General features: G+C 71.2%; 17 protein-coding genes. 12 read left to right on the plus strand and 5 right to left on the minus strand.

What is annotated here, in order from left to right:
• The 10 genes from OG936_RS10685 to OG936_RS10730 all read left to right on the plus strand — a co-directional run bounded on the left by OG936_RS10685 (position 1) and on the right by OG936_RS10730 (position 14490).
• Positions 1 to 903, plus strand: a complete 903-nt coding sequence (locus OG936_RS10685; protein WP_406494158.1) for a carbohydrate ABC transporter permease — start codon at positions 1 to 3, stop codon at positions 901 to 903.
• Positions 904 to 906: 3 nt separating this feature from the next.
• Positions 907 to 2196: a 6-phospho-beta-glucosidase gene (locus OG936_RS10690; RefSeq protein ID WP_406494160.1), complete on the plus strand. Its 1290-nt coding sequence runs from the start codon at positions 907 to 909 to the stop codon at positions 2194 to 2196.
• On the plus strand, positions 2187 to 3161 hold the full coding sequence (locus OG936_RS10695; protein WP_406494162.1) for an N-acetylglucosamine kinase: 975 nt from the start codon (positions 2187 to 2189) through the stop codon (positions 3159 to 3161). Before OG936_RS10690 ends, OG936_RS10695 begins: the two co-directional genes overlap by 10 nt.
• Positions 3162 to 3514: 353 nt before the next feature.
• Positions 3515 to 4906 carry a hypothetical protein gene (locus tag OG936_RS10700; RefSeq protein ID WP_406494164.1) on the plus strand — a complete coding sequence of 464 codons (1392 nt, stop codon included), beginning with the start codon at positions 3515 to 3517 and terminating at the stop codon, positions 4904 to 4906.
• An 11-nt stretch (positions 4907 to 4917) separates the two neighbouring features.
• A complete protein-coding gene (locus OG936_RS10705) occupies positions 4918 to 5973 on the plus strand; it encodes a glutamate ABC transporter substrate-binding protein (protein ID WP_406494166.1) in 1056 nt (351 codons plus the stop codon).
• A gap of 103 nt (positions 5974 to 6076) precedes the next feature.
• Entirely contained in the window at positions 6077 to 7402 is a 1326-nt protein-coding gene (locus tag OG936_RS10710; RefSeq protein WP_406494167.1) for a hypothetical protein, read from the plus strand.
• Between the two features lie 61 nt (positions 7403 to 7463).
• Positions 7464 to 10346, plus strand: a complete 2883-nt coding sequence (locus OG936_RS10715) for a tetratricopeptide repeat protein (RefSeq protein WP_406494168.1) — start codon at positions 7464 to 7466, stop codon at positions 10344 to 10346.
• A gap of 2 nt (positions 10347 to 10348) precedes the next feature.
• Positions 10349 to 11761, plus strand: a complete 1413-nt coding sequence (locus OG936_RS10720; RefSeq protein WP_406494169.1) for a protein phosphatase 2C domain-containing protein — start codon at positions 10349 to 10351, stop codon at positions 11759 to 11761.
• Positions 11762 to 11869: 108 nt separating this feature from the next.
• Complete coding sequence (locus OG936_RS10725) at positions 11870 to 13228, plus strand: vWA domain-containing protein (protein WP_406494171.1); 1359 nt, start codon at positions 11870 to 11872, stop codon at positions 13226 to 13228.
• A 107-nt stretch (positions 13229 to 13335) separates the two neighbouring features.
• On the plus strand, positions 13336 to 14490 hold the full coding sequence (locus OG936_RS10730) for an FHA domain-containing protein (RefSeq protein WP_406494172.1): 1155 nt from the start codon (positions 13336 to 13338) through the stop codon (positions 14488 to 14490).
• A gap of 50 nt (positions 14491 to 14540) precedes the next feature.
• Here the strand turns inward: OG936_RS10730 and OG936_RS10735 are convergent, their stop codons facing one another.
• Positions 14541 to 15524 (minus strand): methyltransferase domain-containing protein, encoded by a 984-nt coding sequence (locus OG936_RS10735; protein WP_406494173.1) that lies wholly within the window; start codon positions 15522 to 15524, stop codon positions 14541 to 14543.
• A 166-nt stretch (positions 15525 to 15690) separates the two neighbouring features.
• Between OG936_RS10735 and OG936_RS10740 the strand changes: the two genes are divergently transcribed.
• Positions 15691 to 16095, plus strand: a complete 405-nt coding sequence (locus OG936_RS10740) for a globin (RefSeq protein ID WP_383756066.1) — start codon at positions 15691 to 15693, stop codon at positions 16093 to 16095.
• Between the two features lie 109 nt (positions 16096 to 16204).
• On the opposite strand, the gene OG936_RS10745 is transcribed toward OG936_RS10740, so the two are convergent.
• The 4 genes from OG936_RS10745 to OG936_RS10760 form a co-directional block, all read right to left on the minus strand.
• Positions 16205 to 16897 carry a hypothetical protein gene (locus tag OG936_RS10745; protein ID WP_406494174.1) on the minus strand — a complete coding sequence of 231 codons (693 nt, stop codon included), beginning with the start codon at positions 16895 to 16897 and terminating at the stop codon, positions 16205 to 16207.
• Positions 16894 to 17316: an acyl-CoA thioesterase gene (locus OG936_RS10750; protein WP_406494176.1), complete on the minus strand. Its 423-nt coding sequence runs from the start codon at positions 17314 to 17316 to the stop codon at positions 16894 to 16896. The genes OG936_RS10745 and OG936_RS10750 overlap by 4 nt, the downstream gene beginning before the upstream one ends.
• 5 nt (positions 17317 to 17321) lie before the next feature.
• Entirely contained in the window at positions 17322 to 18986 is a 1665-nt protein-coding gene (ettA, locus tag OG936_RS10755; RefSeq protein WP_406494178.1) for an energy-dependent translational throttle protein EttA, read from the minus strand.
• Between the two features lie 245 nt (positions 18987 to 19231).
• Positions 19232 to 19987, minus strand: coding sequence for a GntR family transcriptional regulator (locus OG936_RS10760; protein WP_406494180.1), 756 nt, complete (start codon positions 19985 to 19987; stop codon positions 19232 to 19234).
• 77 nt (positions 19988 to 20064) lie between these two features.
• On the opposite strand from OG936_RS10760, the gene OG936_RS10765 reads away from it, so the two are divergent.
• On the plus strand, positions 20065 to 20343 hold the full coding sequence (locus tag OG936_RS10765) for a hypothetical protein (RefSeq protein WP_406494182.1): 279 nt from the start codon (positions 20065 to 20067) through the stop codon (positions 20341 to 20343).
• Positions 20344 to 20417 lie beyond the last annotated feature (74 nt).

The following is a 20417-nucleotide window of genomic DNA, read 5'->3' on the forward strand; positions in this document are numbered from 1 at the left end:
GTGGCGCAGGGTCTCGACACCCTCAAGGCAGTCGACCGGGCGACCCGACCGGTCACCCCGGCCGAGCACACGGCACGCCGCAAGGCGCTGCTGAACTGGATCGCCGTGCACTCGCTCGGCGTCGCGGCCGCGCTCTTCTTCGTGCTGCCGTTCGTCTTCCTGCTGCTCACCTCGCTGATGAGCGACCAGCAGGCGCTGACCCGCGATCTGTGGCCGCACCCCTTCGAATGGAGCAACTACCGGAAGGTGTTCGACACCCCGGGCTTCCTGACCTGGTGGAAGAACACCCTGCTGTACGCGGGGCTCGGCACCGTCCTCACCGTCGTGTCGTCGCTGCCCGTGGCGTACGCGCTCGCCAAGTTCCGCTTCCGCGGCCGGCATCTTTCGCTGATGCTCGTCATCTCGATGATGATGCTGCCGCCGCAGGTCGTCGTCATCCCGATGTATCTGTTCTGGGCGAAGCAGCTGGACCTGTCCGGCACGCTCTGGCCGCTGATCATCCCGATGGCCTTCGGTGACGCGTTCTCCATCTTCCTGCTGCGGCAGTTCCTGCTGACCATTCCGAACGAGTACCTCGACGCGGCGAAGGTCGACGGCTGCAGTGAGTTCCGCACGCTGCTGCGGGTCGTCGTGCCGATGGCCAAGCCGGGCATCGCCGCCGTCGCGCTCTTCCAGTTCTTCTACGCCTGGAACGACTACTTCGGCCCGCAGATCTACGCCTCCGAGAACCCGGCCGCCTGGACGCTCAGTTACGGCCTGGAATCCTTCAAGGGCGCACACCACACCGACTGGAACCTGACCATGGCCGCGACCGTACTGGTCATGGCCCCCGTGATACTCGTCTTCTTCTTCGCTCAAAAGGCTTTCGTCGAGGGCGTCACACTGACCGGAGTAAAGGGCTGACCTATGAAGCTCGCAGTAGTTGGTGGCGGGTCCACCTACACACCTGAACTGATCGACGGCTTCGCCCGGCTGCGGGACACGCTGCCCATCGAGGAGCTCGTGCTCGTCGACCCGGCGGCCGACCGTCTCGAACTCGTCGGCGGCCTCGCCCGGCGGATCTTCGCCAAGCAGGGCCACCCGGGAAGGATCGTCACCACCTCGGACCTCGACGCGGGCGTCGCCGACGCCGACGCGGTCCTGCTCCAGCTGCGCGTCGGCGGCCAGGCCGCCCGCAACCAGGACGAGACGTGGCCGCTGGAGTGCGGCTGCATCGGCCAGGAGACCACCGGGGCCGGCGGCCTCGCCAAGGCGCTGCGCACCGTCCCGGTCGTCCTGGACATCGCCGAGCGGGTCCGCCGCACCAACCCGGACGCCTGGATCATCGACTTCACCAACCCGGTCGGCATCGTCACCCGGGCCCTGCTCCAGGCCGGGCACAAGGCCGTCGGCCTGTGCAACGTGGCGATCGGCTTCCAGCGGAAGTTCGCCCGGCTCCTCGACGTCACCCCCGGTGAGGTGCACCTCGACCATGTCGGGCTCAACCACCTGACCTGGGAGCTCGGGGTCCGCCTCGGCGGCCCGGACGGCGAGAACGTCCTGCCGGGGCTGCTCGCCGAGCACGGTGACACCATCGCGGCCGATCTGCACATGCCCCGGGCGATCGTCGACCGGCTCGGCGTCGTCCCCTCGTACTACCTGCGTTACTTCTACGCGCACGACGAGGTCGTACGGGAGCTCGGCACCAAGCCGTCCCGGGCAGCCGAGGTCGCCGCGATGGAGAAGGAACTCCTCGCCATGTACGGCGACCCGGCGCTGGACGAGAAGCCCGCGCTGCTCGCCAAGCGCGGCGGCGCCTTCTACTCGGAGGCGGCCGTGGACCTGGCGTCCTCACTGCTCGGCTCGGGCGGCAGCCCGGTGCAGGTGGTCAACACGTACAACAAGGGGACGCTGCCGTTCCTGCCGGACGACGCGGTGATCGAGGTGCAGGCCAGGATCGACGGGACGGGCGCGACACCGCTCGCCGTGCCGGAGCTGGACCCGCTGTACGCCGGTCTGATCGCCAACGTGACGGCGTACGAGGACCTCGCCCTGGAGGCCGCGCTTCGCGGGGGGCGAGAAACCGGGCGGGCGAGCGGAAGAAACGCCGTGTTCAAGGCGCTGCTCGCGCATCCGTTGATCGGCCAGTTCGAGTATGCCGAGGCGCTCACCGACAAACTGATCGCGCACAACCGGGAGCACCTGGCGTGGGCGTGAACGTTTCGGTCCTCGCGATCGATGCGGGGAACAGCAAGACCGATGTGGCGCTGATCGGTGAGGACGGAACAGTGCTGGCGACGGCCCGCGGCGGTGGTTTCCAGCCACCGGTCGTCGGCGTGGAGGCGGCGTTGGACGTCCTGGCCCCGCTGCTCGGACAGGCCCTGGCCAGGTCCGGGCGGAGCGTCGACGGCGTGGAGCATGTGTCGGCGTGCCTGGCCAACGTCGATCTTCCGGTGGAGGAGGCCGAGTTGACCGAGGCCCTGGTCCGCAGGGAGTGGGGCCGCACGGTCGAGGTGCGCAACGACACGTTCGCGATACTGCGCGCCGGGGTGGACGAGCCCCGGGGCGTGGCCGTGGTCTGCGGGGCGGGGATCAACTGTGTCGGCATGGTGCCGGACGGGCGGACCGCGCGCTTCCCCGCCATAGGCCGGATATCCGGTGACTGGGGCGGCGGTTCGGGGCTGGCCGAGGAGGCCATGTGGTTCGCCTCGCGGGCCGAGGACGGCCGCGGTGAGCCGACCGAGCTGGCGCGCACGCTGCCCGCGCACTTCGGGCTCGACTCGATGTACGCGCTGATCGAGGCGCTGCACCTGGGCCGGGTCGGGTTCGAGCGCCGGCACGAGCTGACTCCGGTGCTCTTCGCGACCGCGGCGGCCGGGGACCCGGTGGCGGGCGCGCTGGTGGACCGGCTGGCGGAGGAGGTCGTCGTGATGGCGTCGGTCGCGCTGGGCAGGCTGGACCTGCTGGACGAGGAGGCGCCGGTGGTGCTGGGCGGCAGCGTGCTGGCGGCCCGTCACCCGCGGTTGGACGGCGGGATCGCCGAACTTCTCGCGGTACGCGCCCCGAAGGCGGTCGTCCGGGTGGTGACGGAGCCGCCGGTGCTGGGGGCCGCGCTGCTCGGCCTGGACCACATGGGGGCGGCGGCCGGGGTGCGCGAGAGGCTGCGTGCGCAGTACAGCTGATCCGGCCGGTCTCTTCCCCGGGGCGTCCCGCGGCGATTCGCGTCGCGGGACGCCCCTTGCGTACGGGAACCGATCAGTTGTCCCGAACGTGTTCATGGGTAGGGAGATCGGTCCGCTTCGGGGACTGGTCCGCCGATCGGCTTGATCGGCGGCTCAGGCCTTGATCGAATGCGTGTGATCGCATCCGGGTGCGTGTGCTCGCGTCCTCGTACGTGTGATCGCATCCGTGGATCGATGCAGGATCCGGGCGTTCGTGGTGTGGATGTCGGTCCCTGCGGCCATACTTCTGGCCGGGCACCATCCTCCGACCGGCCGGGGGCCGGGCCATCGTCAGTGACCGAGGGGGAGGTCGAGTGACATACCCGCCGAATGTACGCACCGCGCCGGAACACCCGCGGGCGCAGCCGCCCGTGCCCGCGACCGTGCCTGATCCGCCGCAGCGCGGTGCCTGGTCCGCGACGGCGGAACGGCTGCGGGCCGCGGCGACGACCGAACCGGGCAGGCTGCGGATCGTCGGGGCCGTACTGGCCCTGCTCGTCGTCGCGTTCGGGGCCGTGACGGCCTTCGAGATCGCCGACCGGGCGTCCGCCGCGGACGACGTGGTGGGCCGCAGCCAGCCGCTGAGCGCCGACGCGGCGGCCATCTACCGCTCGCTGGCGGACGCCGACACCACTGCGGCGAGCGGCTTCCTGGCCGGGGCGCAGGAGCCGCGCGATGTCCACGACCGGTACGACAGGGACATCAAGGAAGCGTCCCGCCTCCTGGTGAAGGCCGCGGCCAACACGGACACGTCGACGATGTCCGGGCACGAGATCACCACGCTCAACGAGGAACTCCCCCGGTACACGGGCCTGATCGAGCGGGCCCGCGCCAACAACCGGCAGGGCCTGCCGCTGGGCGGCGCCTATCTCCGGTACGCGAACCAGCAGATGACCAACGTCCTGCTGCCGGCCGCCGAGCGGCTGTACGCGGCGGAGACCGGCAGGCTCGGCCGGGACAACGACGCGGCCAGGGCCTGGCCGTTCTTCTCGCTCGGGCTCGGAGTCGTGGCACTGGCCGCGCTGTTCTGGGCACAGCGGCGCAACTACCGCCGGACGAACCGGGTGTTCAACCACGGTCTGCTCGTCGCGACGGCGGCGTCCACCGTGGTGCTGCTGTGGCTGGCCGTGGGACACACGGTGGCACGGTCCGAGCTGCATGCCGCCGATGTGAACGGGCAGCAGTCCCTCGATGTCCTCAACCACGCGCGGATCGACTCGCTGAAGGCGCGCGCCAATGAGAACCTCACTCTGGTCGCCCGAGGCGCGGTGCTCACCCCGGACGGCAAGAACGACAAGTACGAGACCGACTACACCACGGACATGAAGGCCCTCGGTGAGGAGCTGCGGAGAGCCGGCAAGCTTGCCGACGACGACCGGGGGAGCGAGCCGGTGACGAAGGCCGTCGACGCCGTCTCCGAGTGGCAGAGCCGCCACCGGACCGCCCGCACGGCAGACGACAGCGGCGACTACGAGGGCGCGCGGACGCAGATCATCGGGCCGAAGGACTCGACGGGTGAGTCCTTCGAGCGGGTGGACGACGCGCTGGAGCTGGCGCTCGCCCATGAGCAGGACGAGTTCACCCGGGCCGCGAAGGACGGGCGCGGGGCGCTGGCCGGACTGCCGATCGGGGCTGCCGCGCTGGCCGCACTGGCTGCCGTGGCCTCGATCGTCGGAGTCAACCGCAGGCTCTCGGAGTACCGGTGAGAGGGGGAGCGATGACCAGGAAGCGCACGGGCCGGTGGTCCACCCGCGGCGGGCTGCGCGGCTGGGGCGGGGTGACGGGCATGGCCGTGGCCTGCGCGGTGACGGCCTCACTCACCCTGCTGCCGCTCTCCCACGGCGGCGCCGACGCCTTCGGCGGTGACGCCTGGGGGCCGGGTACGGCGCAGGCCGTGCAGACCAGGGCCGACGACTGCACGGACCCGGAGGCGAGCCTTCCGCCACGGTCCGACAGCGGTCCGGACATCGAGAAGATCAAGCAGCGCGGAAAGCTGATCGCGGGCGTCGACCAGAACAGTTTCAGCTGGGGATACCGCAATCCGGCGGCGGACAAGGACAAGGACCAGCTCGAAGGGTTCGACATCGATCTGGTGCGGGCCATCGCCGAGAACATCCTGGGCGACCGCGACGCGGTGATCTTCCGGACCATCCCCACCAACCAGCGGATCGCCGCCCTGCAGAACGACAAGGTCGATGTCGTCGTCCGGACGATGACCATCAACTGCAGCCGGCTGAAGCAGGTCTCGTTCTCCACGGCGTACTTCCAGGCCGGGCAGCAGGTCCTCGCGCCGAAGGACTCGACGATCACCGGGTTCGACAAGTCCCTGGCCGGGAAGCGGATCTGCACCGCCGAGGGCTCCACCGCCTACGAGGCGCTGGAGAAGCAGTCGTTCGGCGCGGTCTTCAAGGACCCGCACGACGGAACGGCGGCGGACGAGGACCGGCTCACCGTCCCCAACCAGCTGGACTGCCTGGTGCGGCTGCAACTGGGCGAGGTCGACGCGATCGTCACGGACAATGCGCTGGCGGCCGGCCAGGCCGCCCAGGACCCGGCGGTCGAGCTCAAGGGCGACAAGCCGTTCACCACCGAGTACTACGGCGTGGCGACGAAGCTCGGCGCGAACGATCTGGTGGCCCGGGTCAACCAGGTACTGGTCGACTACCGCAGGGGTGGTAAGGGCAGCCGCTGGATGCGGTCGTACCGGGACTGGCTGGAGGACGGTCTGCCGGGGATAACGGCGCCGCCGGCCCCCAAGTACCGGAGCAACTAGTGCCGGGCCGGACGGGTGTGCGCGACGGCGCGGACCCGGCCGGCGAGGCAGTGGACCTGATCCTGCCGGGCCCGTCCCGGCAGGAGGAGCGGAGAGGTGATCGATGGGCGTTGCGGGCTCCTTCCCCGGCTACGTGGAAAGGCCCCCCGGCCCGGTCATGGACCGGGACGAGGTGGACCGTGCGCTGGCTCGGCTGGGCGCGGAGCACGAGGCGATCGAGACCTCGCTCCTCGCCCTGCAGGACCACGCGGGCCGCCGGCTCCTGGAGGGCGCCGATCTGACCGGTGTCACCAAGGAGCGCTGGGCCACCACCGAGCAGTCGATCACGCTGCTGTGGGGGTATTTCGACGCCTACGCGGCGGCGCTGGCCGAGGCCCGTACGGTGCGGGCGCGCCGGCGGTACCCCAACCGGGACGATCTGCTGGCCCTCACCGAACTGCTGCGCGGCCAGGGCATCACCGTGGCGCACGCGGCGGGCCGCCCCGATCCGTCGATCACGGGCCCGGCCAAGCTCTCCGAGCGGTTCACGCTGGAGGAGCTGGTCGCCCGGATGAACGAGCTGTACGCCCGTTCACTGGACATGGTCGTCGCGTCCGACGCCGTGTGGTCCGCGCTGCCCGCCCGGATAGACCTGCTCGCCGCCGAGCTGCACCGCACCCGCTCGCTGGCGCACTCCGTCGGGGTACGCCCGGGAGAGCACCCGGCGGGTGACGACCTGGCGGCGATCACCCATGAGCTGACCACGCTGCGGGTGCAGGTGATCTCCGATCCGCTCGCCTTCTGGCTGTCGGGGCCCGGGAGTTCGGCACCCGGTGGCGGTCGCCCGGACACGACGCGCTACGACCGGGCGGCCCGCGCCCTGGACGACGTGCGCCGCGAGATCGAGGCCGTGCTCGCGGTCCGGCAGGACGCCGAGCAGCGGCTGGTCCAGCTGCGTGACGTCCTCTCCCGCGCGGACCGCACCCTGACCGAGGCCCGGTCGGCGCGCGGCGAGGTGCTGGCGAAGATCGCCGCGTCCGAGGTGCCCGCGGTGAGCGGTCCGGCGACCGCCCTCCAGGAGCGGCTGGCCACCGCTTCGGAGTACCGCAGGCACGCCCAGTGGCACCGGCTCTCCCCGCTCCTGGAGACCCTGGAGCGGGAGGCGGAGGAGGAATTGCTGCGGGCCCGTGCGGCGTTGACCGCGGTCACGGCCCCGCTGGCCGTACGGGCGGAGCTGCGCGGCAGGCTCGACGCGTACAAGGCGAAGGTCGCCCGGCACGGTCTGGCCGAGGACCCGCTGCTGATCGAGCGGTACGACGCGGCGCGCCGGATGCTGTGGAGCGCGCCGTGCGATCTGCGGGTCGCCACGCAGGCCGTGCTGCGCTACCAGGAGACAGCGGCCGAACTGCTGTCCCAGCGCCGGGCGTCGGGTCCGGAGGACCGGCGATGAGCACATCTACGTACATGGTGGAAGGGCCGCCGCGGCGGCGGGGCGAACAGGGGGACGGACCATGAGTACGCAGTGCCAGCGCCCCGAGTGCGAGGGCAGTTACGAGGACGTGGGCGGCGGTGAGCTGTACTGCGACACCTGTGGTCTGGCTCCGGTCGTCTCACCTGTGGGGTCACCCCTGTTCGAGCGCGGCCGAGAACTTGGGGACGGCCTGGTGAGCTCGCCGCCCACCGGGATCGCGGGCGGCGGCGGGGCGAGCAGTCGGGGCAGTGGGGGCAGCGCAGGCAGTCGGGGCAGCAGCAGCAGTTCGCGGGCCTCGTCCCGGGCCTCTTCGCGTTCCTCGTCCCGTTCGTCGACCTCGCGTCGTTCCGTTTCGGGGCGGCTCTCGCGCTCGCTGTCCGGTGGCGCCACGTCCCCTTCGGTTTCGGTGCGTTCCTCCGGTTCGTCCACGGGCGGGTCCGGCCGGGGCAGGCTGGGCGCGGGCCTGGTTCAGGTGCCGGACGTGCCGCGTCCGGACCCGCGCTCGGCGGTGATGGCGAACCCGGAGGTGCCGGAACGCAAGCGGTTCTGTTCGCGCTCCGACTGCGGGGCGCCGGTGGGCCGGGCCCGGGGCGAACGGGCGGGCCGTACGGAGGGGTTCTGCACCAAGTGCGGTCACCCGTACTCCTTCGTGCCCAAGCTCGGCGAGGGCGACATCGTGCACGGCCAGTACGAGGTCGCGGGCTGTCTGGCGCACGGCGGGCTCGGCTGGGTCTATCTCGCGGTCGACCGTGCGGTGTCGGACCGCTGGGTGGTCCTCAAGGGCCTGCTGGACACCGGTGACCAGGACGCCATGGCGGCCGCCATCTCGGAGCGCCGCTTCCTCGCCGAGATCGAGCACTCCAACATCGTCCGGATCTACAACTTCGTCGAGCACCTCGACCAGCGCACGGGCTCGCTCGACGGCTACATAGTGATGGAGTACGTCGGCGGCAAGGCGCTCAAGGAGATCGCGAACGAGCGCCGCACCCCGGCGGGGAAGCGTGATCCGCTGCCGGTCGAGCAGGCGTGCGCGTACGGCATCGAGGCGCTGGAGGCCCTCGGTCATCTGCACAGCCGCAACCTGCTGTACTGCGACTTCAAGGTCGACAACGCGATCCAGACCGAGGACCAGCTGAAGCTGATCGACATGGGCGCGGTCCGCAGGATGGACGACGACGAGTCGGCCATCTACGGCACGGTGGGGTATCAGGCGCCGGAGGTCGCGGAGACCGGTCCGTCGGTCGCCTCCGATCTGTACACGGTCGCGCGGACGCTCGCGGTGCTCACCTTCGACTTCCAGGGCTATACCAACGTCTTCGTGGACTCGCTCCCGGACCCGGACAACATCGAGGTGTTCCGGACCTACGAGTCGTTCTACCGGCTGCTGGTACGGGCCACCGACCCGGATCCGGCGCGGCGGTTCGCCTCGGCGGCGGAGATGGCGGAGCAGCTGACGGGCGTGCTGCGCGAGGTGGTGTCGCTGCAGACGGGGCGGCCGCGCCCGGCGCTGTCGACGCTGTTCGGCACGGAAGTGCGGGTCACGGACACGCAGTTGTTCGCCGAGCTGACGGACGATGTGTCCCGGCTGGGGGCACGGGCTGCCGCGTCGGCACCGTCCGGGCGCTCCGGGCGGCGGCGGACCGGGGCGGGGACCGCTGCCATGGGCTCGGCCCCGGTCCTGCCCGCGGTGCCGCCCGCCGGACCGGGGCCGGGCGCGCTGCCCGCGGGTGCGCCGGCCGCGGCCGGTTACGCCGCGCCGGGTGCCGGTCCGCTGACCGCACCGCCCACGCACGTCCGGGCCGGCGGCGCAACGGGACCGAGCGGCGCGGCTTTCCGCAGCGGCGCCCTCCAGAGCGGCGCGGCCTTCTCGTACGCGCAGCCCCAGGTCCCGATTCCGGGCCCCCGGCTCCCGGTCGGCGATCTTGGTGCGCCGTCGGTTCCGTACGCCGCCGAAGGCCCCCGGCCGGCCGGGCTCGACGTGCCGTCCACCTCGCTCGCGCTGCCCGTGCCCCGGGTCGATGCGAGCGACCCCAACGCGGGCTTCCTCGCCGGTCTGATGACCACCGCACCCGCCGAACTGATCAGCGCGCTGCAGGCCGCACCCGCGCCGTCGCTGGAGACCCGGCTGCGGGAGCTGCGAGCCCGCCTGGAGATGCGCGAACTCGGCGCCGCGGGACAGGCCCTGACGGAGCTGGAGATCACGTACCCGGACGACTGGCGGGTCGTCTGGTATCGCGGCGTCACCTCGCTGGTGACCGGCGACAACGAGAACGCGGCGCTCTCCTTCGACGCGGTGTACGACGCGTTCCCCGGTGAACCGGCGCCCAAGCTGGCGCTGGGGATCTGCGCGGAGGTCCTGGGCCAGCTGGACAACGCCGCCGAGTACTACCGGTTGGTGTGGACGACCGACCCGAGCTTCGTCAGCGCCGCGTTCGGCCTGGCCCGGGTACAAATCGCCGCGGGGGACCGGGCCGGGGCCGTCAGGGCGCTGGAGTCCGTGCCGGAGGCTTCGATCCACTACACGGCGGCCCGGGTCGCCGCTGTGCGGGCCCGGCTGCGTGAACGGGCGCCGGACGAGCCGCTGATCGCCGATCTGATGGCCGCCTCGGCCCAGGTGTCGGGGCTGGTCGGCTTCGGTCTGGACGCGGTGCGCCGGGAGCAGTTGTCCACAGAGGTGCTGGGGACGGCGCTCGACTGGGTACTCTCCGGTAGCCCCACGGCTTCGTCCTCGCTCCCGCAGGCGCACGCGTCTGCCGGGGCGGACAGGCCGAAGACACTGCTCGGCAGTGAGTTGGACGAACGTGGCCTGCGTTTCGGGCTGGAGCGTTCGTACCGGATGCTCGCCCGGCTTGCGGAGCCCGGCGACGAGAGGATCGAACTGGTGGAGCGGGCCAACCGTTTCCGCCCCCGGACGTGGGTGTGAAAATGTCGCAGAAGCCCCAGGAGACGGCCTTGTCGAAGTGCCCCGGCTGCGAGGAGCCGCTGGAGCCGGGGGACCTGTTCTGCGGTGCGTGCGGGTACGACCTGTCGGCCGTGCCCGAACCGCCGCGGGACCGCCCGACGATCGCCATGGCCGCGCCTACGGAGAACGGCGCGGCGTCCGCCGCCCGCACTCCGGCGGAACACCCGGCAGCGGTCCGGTTCGACGCACCGGGCGGATCGGGTGGACCAGCCGGGTCGGGTGGACCAGCCGGGTCGGGGGGGTCGGGCGCACCGGGCGGATCGGCCGGACCGGGCGACTTCGAGCTGGCCGCGCCGGGGGCCGTACCCGGAACCGGCCCCAGGACCGCACAAGAGGCCACGTCCGGGGCCGCGCCCGCAGTCGCGCCGCCGGCCGGGGCATCCGCGCCCGCACCCGATCCCCGCACCCCCGCCGCGGAGCTGTCCGCCACGCCGCCGGCCGGCACCAAGCTGTGTGTGGCCTGCCGGGCCGGCCGGGTCGACACCGACGGCTACTGCGAGAACTGCGGTCACGCCCAGCCGCGCGAGCGCGACCACATGGAGCAGGAGCTCGAATCGGTGGCCGCCGTCAGCGACCGGGGCCTGCGCCACCACCGCAACGAGGACTCGTTCGCGGTGTCGACCACCGCTCTGCCCGACGGCTCACCGGCCGTCGTCGCGATCGTCTGCGACGGTGTCTCCTCGGCGAGCCGCCCCGACGAGGCTTCGGCGGCCGCCGCGAGCGCCGCCAACGAAACGCTGCTGGAGTCGCTGTCGCGCGGCACCCATCCGCAGCAGGCGATGCACGAGGCGATCGTCGCCGCCGCCGAGTCGGTCAACTCCCTGGCCCAGGAACCCGGCAGGGCCATGGAGCACGATCTGCACCGCCGCCAGAACGCCCCGGCGTGCACCCTGGTCGGCGCGGTCATGGCGGGCGGCCTGCTGGTCGTCGGCTGGGTCGGCGACAGCCGCGTCTACTGGGTGCCCGACGACCGCAGCAACCCGCCCGCCCGGCTGACCGAGGACGACTCCTGGGCCGCGCAGATGGTGGCGGCGGGCCTGATGAACGAGGCCGAGGCGTACGCGGACGAGCGCGCCCACGCCATCACGGGGTGGCTCGGCGCCGACGCGTACGAACTGGAGCCGCACACCGCGTCCTTCAAACCGGACCGGCCCGGTCTCGTGGTGGTGTGCACGGACGGCCTGTGGAATTACGCGGAGTCGGCGGCCGAGATGGCCGCGGCGGTGCCGGCCGACGCGCACCTGCGGCCGCTGCACGGCGCCCAGGTGCTGGTGGGTCACGCGCTCGACGGTGGGGGCCACGACAACGTAACAGTGGCTCTCCTGCCGTTCGCGGTACCGCCGCAGGGGGCAGGATCGGCGTGCGACGACGCATGAGTCCCGTTCCGTAACGCTTGATTCCGATTCCAACTCAGCACCTTCGCCCGCTTTTCTTCCCTCACAGCTGTCTTCATCCGACACCTGGAGTCTCAAGGAGCCGATCAGATGGCCAACTTCTCCAAGTCGAACGTGCCGCAGTTCTCCGTCGAGGTGTACCAGAACGAATATCTGCCGGAGGGCGGTCGCGAGGTCAACGCCATCGTCACGGTCACCTCGACCGGAGGAGGCACCACCGGCGGCGTCCCGCTGTCCGGTGCGGCCGCGGCGCCTTCGCGCGTGTCCGGGCAGGAGCCGGGGGCCGCCGTGGTGATCATGGTCGACTGCTCCGGTTCGATGGACTATCCGCCGACGAAGATGCGCCATGCCCGCGATGCGACGGCCGCCGCGATCGACACCCTGCGCGACGGCACCTCGTTCGCCGTGGTCGGCGGCACGCACGTCGCCAAGGAGGTCTACCCGGGCAACGGGCGGCTGGCCGTGGCCGACGCGCAGACGAAGGCCCGGGCGAAGGAGGCGCTGCGCGCGCTCAGCGCCGGCGGCGGTACGGCGATCGGCACCTGGCTGCGGCTGGCCGACCGGCTGCTCGGCGCCGCCGATGTGGAGATCCGGCACGGCATCCTGCTCACCGACGGCCGCAACGAGCACGAGGCGCCGGAGGATCTACGGGCCGCGCTGGAATCCTGCGCGGGCCGCTTCACGTGTGACGCCCGCGGTGTCGGCACCGACTGGGAGGTGAAAGAGGTCACGGCCGTCGCCGCCGCGCTGCTCGGCACGGCCGACATCGTCGCCGACCCGGCGGGACTGGCCGCGGACTTCACGCAGATGATGGAGAACGCGATGGGCAAGGAGGTCGCGGATGTCGCGCTGCGGCTCTGGACGCCCGTCGGGGTCGAGATCAAGTTCGTGAAACAGGTCGCGCCGACAGTCGTCGATCTGACCGGCCGCCGCACCACGGCGGGCCCCCGCGCCGGTGACTACCCCACGGGTTCCTGGGGCGACGAGTCCCGCGACTACCACGTGTGTGTACAGGTGCCGGAGGCCGGGATCGGGCAGGAGATGCTGGCGTCCCGGGTCTCGCTGATCCTTCCCGACCCGTCGGGCGGCGCTCCGCAGACGCTTTCGCAGGGCCTGGTACGCGCGGTGTGGACGGAGGACATGGTGGCGTCCACCTCGATGAACCCGCAGGTCGCGCACTACACGGGTCAGGCGGAACTGGCACAAGTCATCCAGCAGGGGCTCGATGCCCGCAAGTCGGGAGACTTCGACGGAGCGACCGCGAAACTGGGCCGTGCGGTGCAGCTGGCATCGGCGTCCGGGAACGAGGAAACTGCGAAACTGCTTTCGAAGGTGGTGGACGTCGTCGACGCGGCGACCGGTACTGTGCGACTGAAGGCGAAGGTCGCGGAAGCGGACTCGATGACACTCGAAACCCGCTCCACCAAGACCGTGCGCGTCAAGAAATAGCCACACAGAGTCGAGCCGTCCGGCCGGAGCGATCCGGTGCCGGGTGGCGAAGAGCAGCAGAAATTAACGGCCCCCGGGGCCGGACGAGGAGAGGGGGAAGCGCCGACATGCCGACCTGCCCGAACGGACACCAGTCGGGTTCCGACGACTGGTGCGAGGTCTGCGGACATCGCATGACCGGGGCGGGCGCGCCTGCGGGTGCAGTCCCCCCGCCGCCTCCCCCGCCGCCCGCTCCCGGTTACGGCTACCAGCAGGGCCCCGGCCCGGACGCGACCCAGCAGGCCGAGCTCTGCCCGCAGTGCCGCACGCCGCGCGAGGCGATGGCGCCGTTCTGTGAGGAGTGCCGCTGGAACTTCCTCACGAACACCGCGACGTCGTACACGCCGCTGGCGCCGCAAGGCGTTCCCGGTCCTCCGCCGGGTCTCAACCTGCCGCCGGGCTTCCAGGCGCAGCAGCCGCCGGGCCCCCAGCAGCAGCGCGACCCGTTCGAGTACCAGAGCTCGCGCCCCTCTCAGGTGAACCGCCCGGCCGAGCCGCTCTCCCCCGACCAGGGCAGCCGCCCCGGGCCGCCCCCGGCTCCGGGGCCCCAGTCCCCGCAGCCGCCGCAGCCGTTCCAGCAGCAGGGGCCGCCGCCGTTCCAGCAGCAGTCGGCGCCGCCCGCGTTCGGGCGGCCCGGTCCGACCGCGTCGCCCGCCCCGCCTGCGCCGCAGCAGTCACAGCCGCCGCAGCCGCCGCAGCCGCCCCGGTCCGGCGATGACGCCGACTGGATGCTGTCGCCGCCGTCCCCGGCCCAGGCTCCGCAGCCGCCGGCCCCACAGCAGCAACAACCGCAGTTCCCGGGCCAGAACCAGCCGCCCGCGAGCTGGACCGCGGTCATCGCCCCGGACCGTGAGTACTTCCTGGCGATGATGCAGCGCAGCGGCCCCGAGGCGACCGGGCTCAACCTGCCCGCGTACTCACCGGAGCAGCAGCTTCCGCTGACGGGCAACCAGATCACCATCGGCCGCCGCAGGCAGAGCACCGGCGAGTCCCCGGACATCGATCTGTCCGTGCCGCCGGAGGACCCGGGCGTCTCGCACCAGCACGCGGTGCTGGTGCAGCAGCCGGACGGCAGCTGGGCCGTGGTCGACCAGAACTCCACCAACGGCACCACGCTCAACGGCGCCGAGGACCCGATCCAGCCGTACGTCCCCGTGCCGCTCCAGGACGGCGACCAGGTGCATGTCGGGGCGTGGACGACGATCACGATCCGCCGGGACTGACTTCGGACCGGCCGCAGACCGACCGGGGACCGGCCTCGCACCGGTCCGCGCTACCCGCTGGGCAGTGGCCAGACGTGCGGTCCCTCGGGGTCGTCCAGCCAGGCCCACTGCCGCCCGTTCCGGACCGTGATGCCGAACCTCTCCCGTTCGGGACGGCGCTCGCGCTGCCACAGGGAGAGGGCCTCGCGCGGGTCGAGGCCGGCCCCGGTCAGCGACAGCAGGAACCGGAAGAGCTGGTTCTCGCTGACGCGCCGGGGCAGGGTACCGAGGTGTGGGCGCCGCACGGGCCGCGGCAGTGTGCCGCGCAGCGGTACGAAGTACGCGGGCGTGTGCAGGAACCGGCCCTCGGCGTACCTGCCGTGTTCCCCTTCGCTCACCCGGAGCGCGATCAGTCCGGTGGCGAACGGTGCCAGTATCCGCGCGTCCGTCACGCACTGGTCCAGCCAGACCTGCGGTACGCACGGCAGGGTGCAGGTCACGATGATCCGGTGGTACGGGCCGCGCGGGGGCCAGCCCCGTGTCCCGTCCCCGGTGATCACCGCCGGGCGGTACCCGGCCGCCGCCAGATGCCGGCGGGCCGACTCGGTGATCTCCGGGTCGAGGTCGACGGTGGTCACGGCGTCGTCGCCGAGCCGGTGCGAGAGCAGTGCCGCGTTGTAGCCGCTGCCCGCGCCGATCTCCAGGACCCGCTGCCCGTCCCGTACGTCCAGCTCTTCGAGCATCCGGGCCATCAGCGACGGCTGGCTGCACGAGGAGATCAGCTCCCCGTCCCGGATCCGGGTGGCCACGGCCCCGTCCGCGTACGCCCCGCGCAGCCACTGGGCCCGCCTGACCGGGTCGGGGTCCTCGCACCACAGGCGGTCCGCTCCGCCGCCGGCGTAGTAGTACGGCACGAACAGATGCCGCGGCACCTCCTCGAACGCCGCCCGCCATGCCGGGTCGGTCAGCCCCCCGCCGGCCACGATCCCGCGCACCATCGCCCACCGCTCCTCGGCGGCGGCCATGGCGAAGGGATCCGGGCGTGCGTCATCCATACCTCCACTTTCCTGCGCCCGGGGCCCCGGGGCCAGGAACCGGGCCGGGTTCGGATGGCGGGTGTCCGGCAGTGGAGGTCCGGCGGCGGAGGTCCCGTGGCCGGAGTCCGAGGTCCGGGGTCCTAGGACTCGGGTCCTCGGCCGGTGCGTCTGCGACGATGGACGGGTGACTGAGATTCCGCACGACACGCTGCAGGAGCAGACCTTCTACGAGCAGGTCGGCGGCGAGGAGACTTTCCGGCGCCTGGTGCACCGCTTCTACCAGGGGGTTGCCGAGGACCCGCTGCTCCGGCCGATGTACCCGGAGGAGGATCTGGGCCCGGCCGAGGAGCGGTTCAGGCTGTTCCTGACGCAGTACTGGGGCGGGCCCCGGATTTACAGCGAGCAGCGCGGACACCCGCGGCTGCGGATGCGGCACGTCCCGTTCCGGGTGGACCGCGCGGCGCACGACGCGTGGCTGCGCCACATGCGGGTCGCCCTCGAAGAGCTCGGCCTGAAGCCGGAGCACGAGCGGCAGTTGTGGGACTACCTCACGTATGCCGCCGCCTCGATGGTGAACACCGAGGGCTGAGGTCCGTTCCGGCCTCCCGCGGCACACGGTGCGGCGGGAGGCGGGCTGCCGGGGGCTGATCACGTCCCTGGCGGGCCGGCGGTTCGGCCGGCCCGGTGCGCGGTCCTGCTCAGCCGGCGCCGACCGACACGGCGAGCGTGCCGAGCCCGGTGCCCGGGCCGCGCAGAGCGATCGAGCCGAACGGGGTGCGCAGCCGCAGCCAGGAGCCGGCCGCGAGCAGGGCGACCGGGAAGTCGGGCGACGGGCGGAGGAAGCCGAGGGACTGGGCGGCGTGGACGGCCCGCAACGGAAGTTCGGTGCGTCCGACCGCGCGCGACCAGATCTCGCGGCCGATCACGTCCCGCACGGCGCGGGTTCGGCGCTCCTCGGGCAGCGCCTCGTCGCGGGAGCGGAACTCCGCCACCGCGGCAGTGACCGCCGTGCGCAGAGTGACGGGACCGGGCAGGCCCGGCAGTTCGCGCCAGCCGCCGCGGGGCGGGAGGACACCCGTCCACGGCGGCCCGGTGACGGGTGCGGGCAGAGCACCCGAACCGGCTGCCACCGCGCCCTCGACATCGAGGGATTCGAGGAGTTCACCGGCGGACACCGTGACGTCGAACTCGTGCGATCCGGTCAGCTGGGCCGCCCGGATCGCCAGGACCTCGAACGACGGCGGCCTGCCGAACACGGCCAGCGCACCGCCGCCCGCCTGCATCCGGACCGCCGCGGCCCGGTCGTAGTGGAGCAGCCGGCCGAGGAAGGCCGCGAGATCCGCGGCCTCCCTCGTGTCGGCGAACTCCAGCGACCGTACGGGCACCGTCATACTGCGGCGGGCTCCTCGGCCAGGTACTGCTGGAGGAAGAGCTTCTCCTCGGCGGAGATCCGCCGGGGCCGCTCCTCGGCCAGGTCGTAGGGCACGACGACGGTCGAGGCCCGGACGTACACCTGTTCCGGGTCCTTGATCTCGTACGCGATCGTCAGCGACGCGGCGCCGATCTTCGTGACCCACGACTCGACGGTCACCGGCTCGTGCCGGTGGACCAGCGGACGCACGTAGTCGATCTCGTGCCGGGCCACGACGGACCCGCCCGAGAAGGACGGCGAACCGTCCCCCGGCGCCAGCCGGAACATGAAGTCGATGCGCGCCTCCTCCAGATAGCGGAGGAAGACCACGTTGTTGACGTGGCCGAAGGCATCCATGTCCGACCAGCGCAGCGGGCAGCTGTAGATGTGGCGTGCCAAGACGATCAGCCTCGCGTGAGCTTCTTGTACGTGGCACGGTGCGGGCGGGCCGCGTCGGCGCCGAGGCGGTCGACCTTGTTCTTCTCGTACGACTCGAAGTTGCCCTCGAACCAGTACCACTTGGAGTCGCCCTCGTACGCCAGGATGTGCGTGGCGACGCGGTCCAGGAACCAGCGGTCGTGAGAGATGACCACAGCGGCGCCCGGGAACTCCAGGAGGGCGTTCTCCAGCGAGGACAGGGTCTCGACGTCGAGGTCGTTGGTGGGCTCGTCGAGGAGCAGCAGGTTGCCGCCCTCCTTGAGCGTCAGCGCCAGGTTGAGGCGGTTGCGCTCACCACCGGACAGGACGCCGGCCGGCTTCTGCTGGTCCGGGCCCTTGAAGCCGAACGCGGAGACGTACGCCCGCGAGGGCATCTCGACGTGGCCGACGTTGATGTAGTCCAGCTCGTCCGAGACGACGGCCCAGAGGCTCTTCTTCGGGTCGATGTTGGCGCGGGACTGGTCGACGTAGGAGATCTTGACCGTGTCACCGACCTTGACGGAGCCGGTGTCGGGGGTCTCCAGGCCCTGGATCATCTTGAACAGCGTGGTCTTGCCCGCGCCGTTCGGACCGATGACGCCGACGATGCCGTTGCGCGGCAGCGTGAACGACAGGTCGTCGATGAGGACCTTGTCGCCGAAGGCCTTCGAGAGGTTCTCGACCTCGACGACGATGGAACCGAGCCGCGGGCCCGGCGGAATCTGGATCTCCTCGAAGTCCAGCTTCCGCATCTTGTCCGCCTCGGCCGCCATCTCCTCGTAACGGGCGAGACGGGCCTTGGACTTGGTCTGCCGGCCCTTGGCGTTGGAGCGGACCCACTCCAGCTCTTCCTTGAGCCGCTTGGCGCGCTTCTCGTCCTTGCGGCCCTCGACCTTGAGGCGGGTGGCCTTCTTGTCGAGGTACGTGGAGTAGTTGCCTTCGTACGGCAGGGCGCGGCCGCGGTCGAGTTCCAGGATCCACTCGGCGACGTTGTTCAGGAAGTAACGGTCGTGGGTGACCGCGACCACGGCGCCCACGTACTTGGAGAGGTGCTGCTCCAGCCAGTTCACCGACTCGGCGTCGAGGTGGTTGGTGGGCTCGTCGAGGAGGAGCAGGTCCGGGGCCTCGATGAGGAGCTTGCAGAGCGCGACGCGGCGCTTCTCGCCACCGGAGAGGTTGACGACCGACCAGTCGCCGGGCGGGCAGCCCAGGGCGTCCATGGCCTGCTCCAGCTGGGCGTCCAGGTCCCACGCGTTGGCGTGGTCCAGGTCCTCCTGGAGCTTGCCCATCTCGTCCATCAGCGCGTCGGAGTAGTCGGTCGCCATGAGCTCGGCGACCTCGTTGAAGCGCTTGAGCTTGCCCATGATCTCGGCGGCGCCGTCCTGGACGTTCTCCAGGACCGTCTTCGCCTCGTCGAGGTGCGGCTCCTGCATGAGGATGCCGACACTGAAACCGGGCGACAGGAACGCGTCACCGTTGGACGGCTGCTCCAGGCCCGCCATGATCTTCAGCACCGTGGACTTACCGGCGCCGTTGGGACCCACGACACCGATCTTCGCGCCGGGCAGGAAGTTCAGGGTGACGTCATCGAGGATCACCTTGTCGCCGTGCGCTTTGCGCGTCTTGCGCATGGTGTAGATGTACTCAGCCAAGAGAAACCGTCCGGCTATCGATGTGTGGGCAGATACACCCCATCTTGCCTGACGTCCATCCCGGGACGGAAACCAGTCTCATCAGGGACCCGCGACCTTCCCCTTCACTGTCCCCGCTCGTAGCTGACCTGTCACTGGTTGTCGCCGCCGATCACTGCCGAGCGCCCTCGCACGGCCCAGGGGCGGCCCAGGAACGGTCACTCGGCGGACGTCGCCCACTCATCGAGCCCGACCTTCACCTCGGGCTATCGCCCGGTGGGAATCTCGTAAACGATCTCGCACAAGGCGGCGGGCACGACGATGTCCGCGGTCTCCACGGGTCGGCCTTGGTCGCTGTAGTACGTCCGCCTGATGTGGGTGACGAGAGCCGCCTTCTGGATGCCGAGAAGCGAAGCCTCCTCGGCAGTCGCCTGCCGCGGCTCCGGCTGCTCGACAGCGTGGCTGACCGTGATGCCGATCGCAGCCATACGGTTCACGACGCCTGCCCCGGCGTGCGGCCCTCCCTCGGGGAGAACGACGAGCGTGCCGGCGGTGAGGTCGTACGGCTCCCAGCTCGTCGACAACTGAACCGGCTTCCCGTCGGCCAGGAACTCGTACACGGAACGGACGCACAGGTCGCCTTCGGCGACCCCGAGCCGCGCCGCGATCTCCGCCGGTGCCGGGATCTTGGCCTCGGTCCGGCTCTCCCAGTCCCCGTGCCTGCCCACAGCCTGCATGTCCGCACGGAACGGGGAATCGTCACGCTGCTCGCGTGCCGAGGAACGCACCACCCGGACACGCCGACGTGGTTCGGCGACATACGTACCGGAACCTGCGCGGCCTTCCAGAACGCCCTGCGAGATCAGCAGCTCCTGCGCCCGACGGACCACGTTCTCGCCGACGCCGCACTGCTCGCCGATCTGAGCACGTGAGGGCAGCCGGTCCCCCGGTGTCCACTCATGCTCCGCGATCCGTTGTCGGAGAACGTCCGCGATGCGGAGATAAGGCGGCTGCTCAGGCATATGGAAAATCTAGTCCACTAGCCCTAACCTGGCTAACTAGCTTCACGTAACGTGATCACTCGGTGACGGAGATACCTGTGCCCGCTTCTGAACTGAGCGTCGAGGACATCGCCGCCCGGTTGTCCGCCGCCGGACTGACCACACGCGTAACACAGCACGACCACCACATATCGATCGAAGCGGAGGTGCCGGACGACTTCCCCGCCGACTCATGGCGGGAGGTCCTGGATGCAGTGGCGAAGGCCGATCGATTCGGCCTCTTCGCGAGCAACGTGGACGGCCGCCTCTTATGGGCCGCCGTACACAAAGCGGTCCCCGCGACGGGCGATGTCCGGGGACCTGGCCATCAGCGATAGGAGCTGATCAGCGTGTTCAACCGTATCCGCGGTCCCGTCTCACGCACCAGTGAGCGGTACTTCCCGAGGGGCCG

Source organism: Streptomyces sp. NBC_00846 (assembly GCF_045207325.1).
Classification (GTDB): Bacteria; Actinomycetota; Actinomycetes; order Streptomycetales; family Streptomycetaceae; genus Streptomyces.

Coding starts and splice junctions, on each gene's coding strand:
- OG936_RS10705 (WP_406494166.1), top strand. CDS start 4,918: ATGACCAGGAAGCGCACGGGCCGGTGGTCCACCCGCGGCGGGCTGCGC.
- OG936_RS10710 (WP_406494167.1), top strand. CDS start 6,077: ATGGGCGTTGCGGGCTCCTTCCCCGGCTACGTGGAAAGGCCCCCCGGC.
- OG936_RS10735 (WP_406494173.1), bottom strand. CDS start 15,524: ATGGATGACGCACGCCCGGATCCCTTCGCCATGGCCGCCGCCGAGGAG.
- OG936_RS10690 (WP_406494160.1), top strand. CDS start 907: ATGAAGCTCGCAGTAGTTGGTGGCGGGTCCACCTACACACCTGAACTG.
- OG936_RS10760 (WP_406494180.1), bottom strand. CDS start 19,987: ATGCCTGAGCAGCCGCCTTATCTCCGCATCGCGGACGTTCTCCGACAA.
- OG936_RS10730 (WP_406494172.1), top strand. CDS start 13,336: ATGCCGACCTGCCCGAACGGACACCAGTCGGGTTCCGACGACTGGTGC.
- OG936_RS10725 (WP_406494171.1), top strand. CDS start 11,870: ATGGCCAACTTCTCCAAGTCGAACGTGCCGCAGTTCTCCGTCGAGGTG.
- OG936_RS10715 (WP_406494168.1), top strand. CDS start 7,464: ATGAGTACGCAGTGCCAGCGCCCCGAGTGCGAGGGCAGTTACGAGGAC.
- OG936_RS10745 (WP_406494174.1), bottom strand. CDS start 16,897: ATGACGGTGCCCGTACGGTCGCTGGAGTTCGCCGACACGAGGGAGGCC.
- OG936_RS10720 (WP_406494169.1), top strand. CDS start 10,349: ATGTCGCAGAAGCCCCAGGAGACGGCCTTGTCGAAGTGCCCCGGCTGC.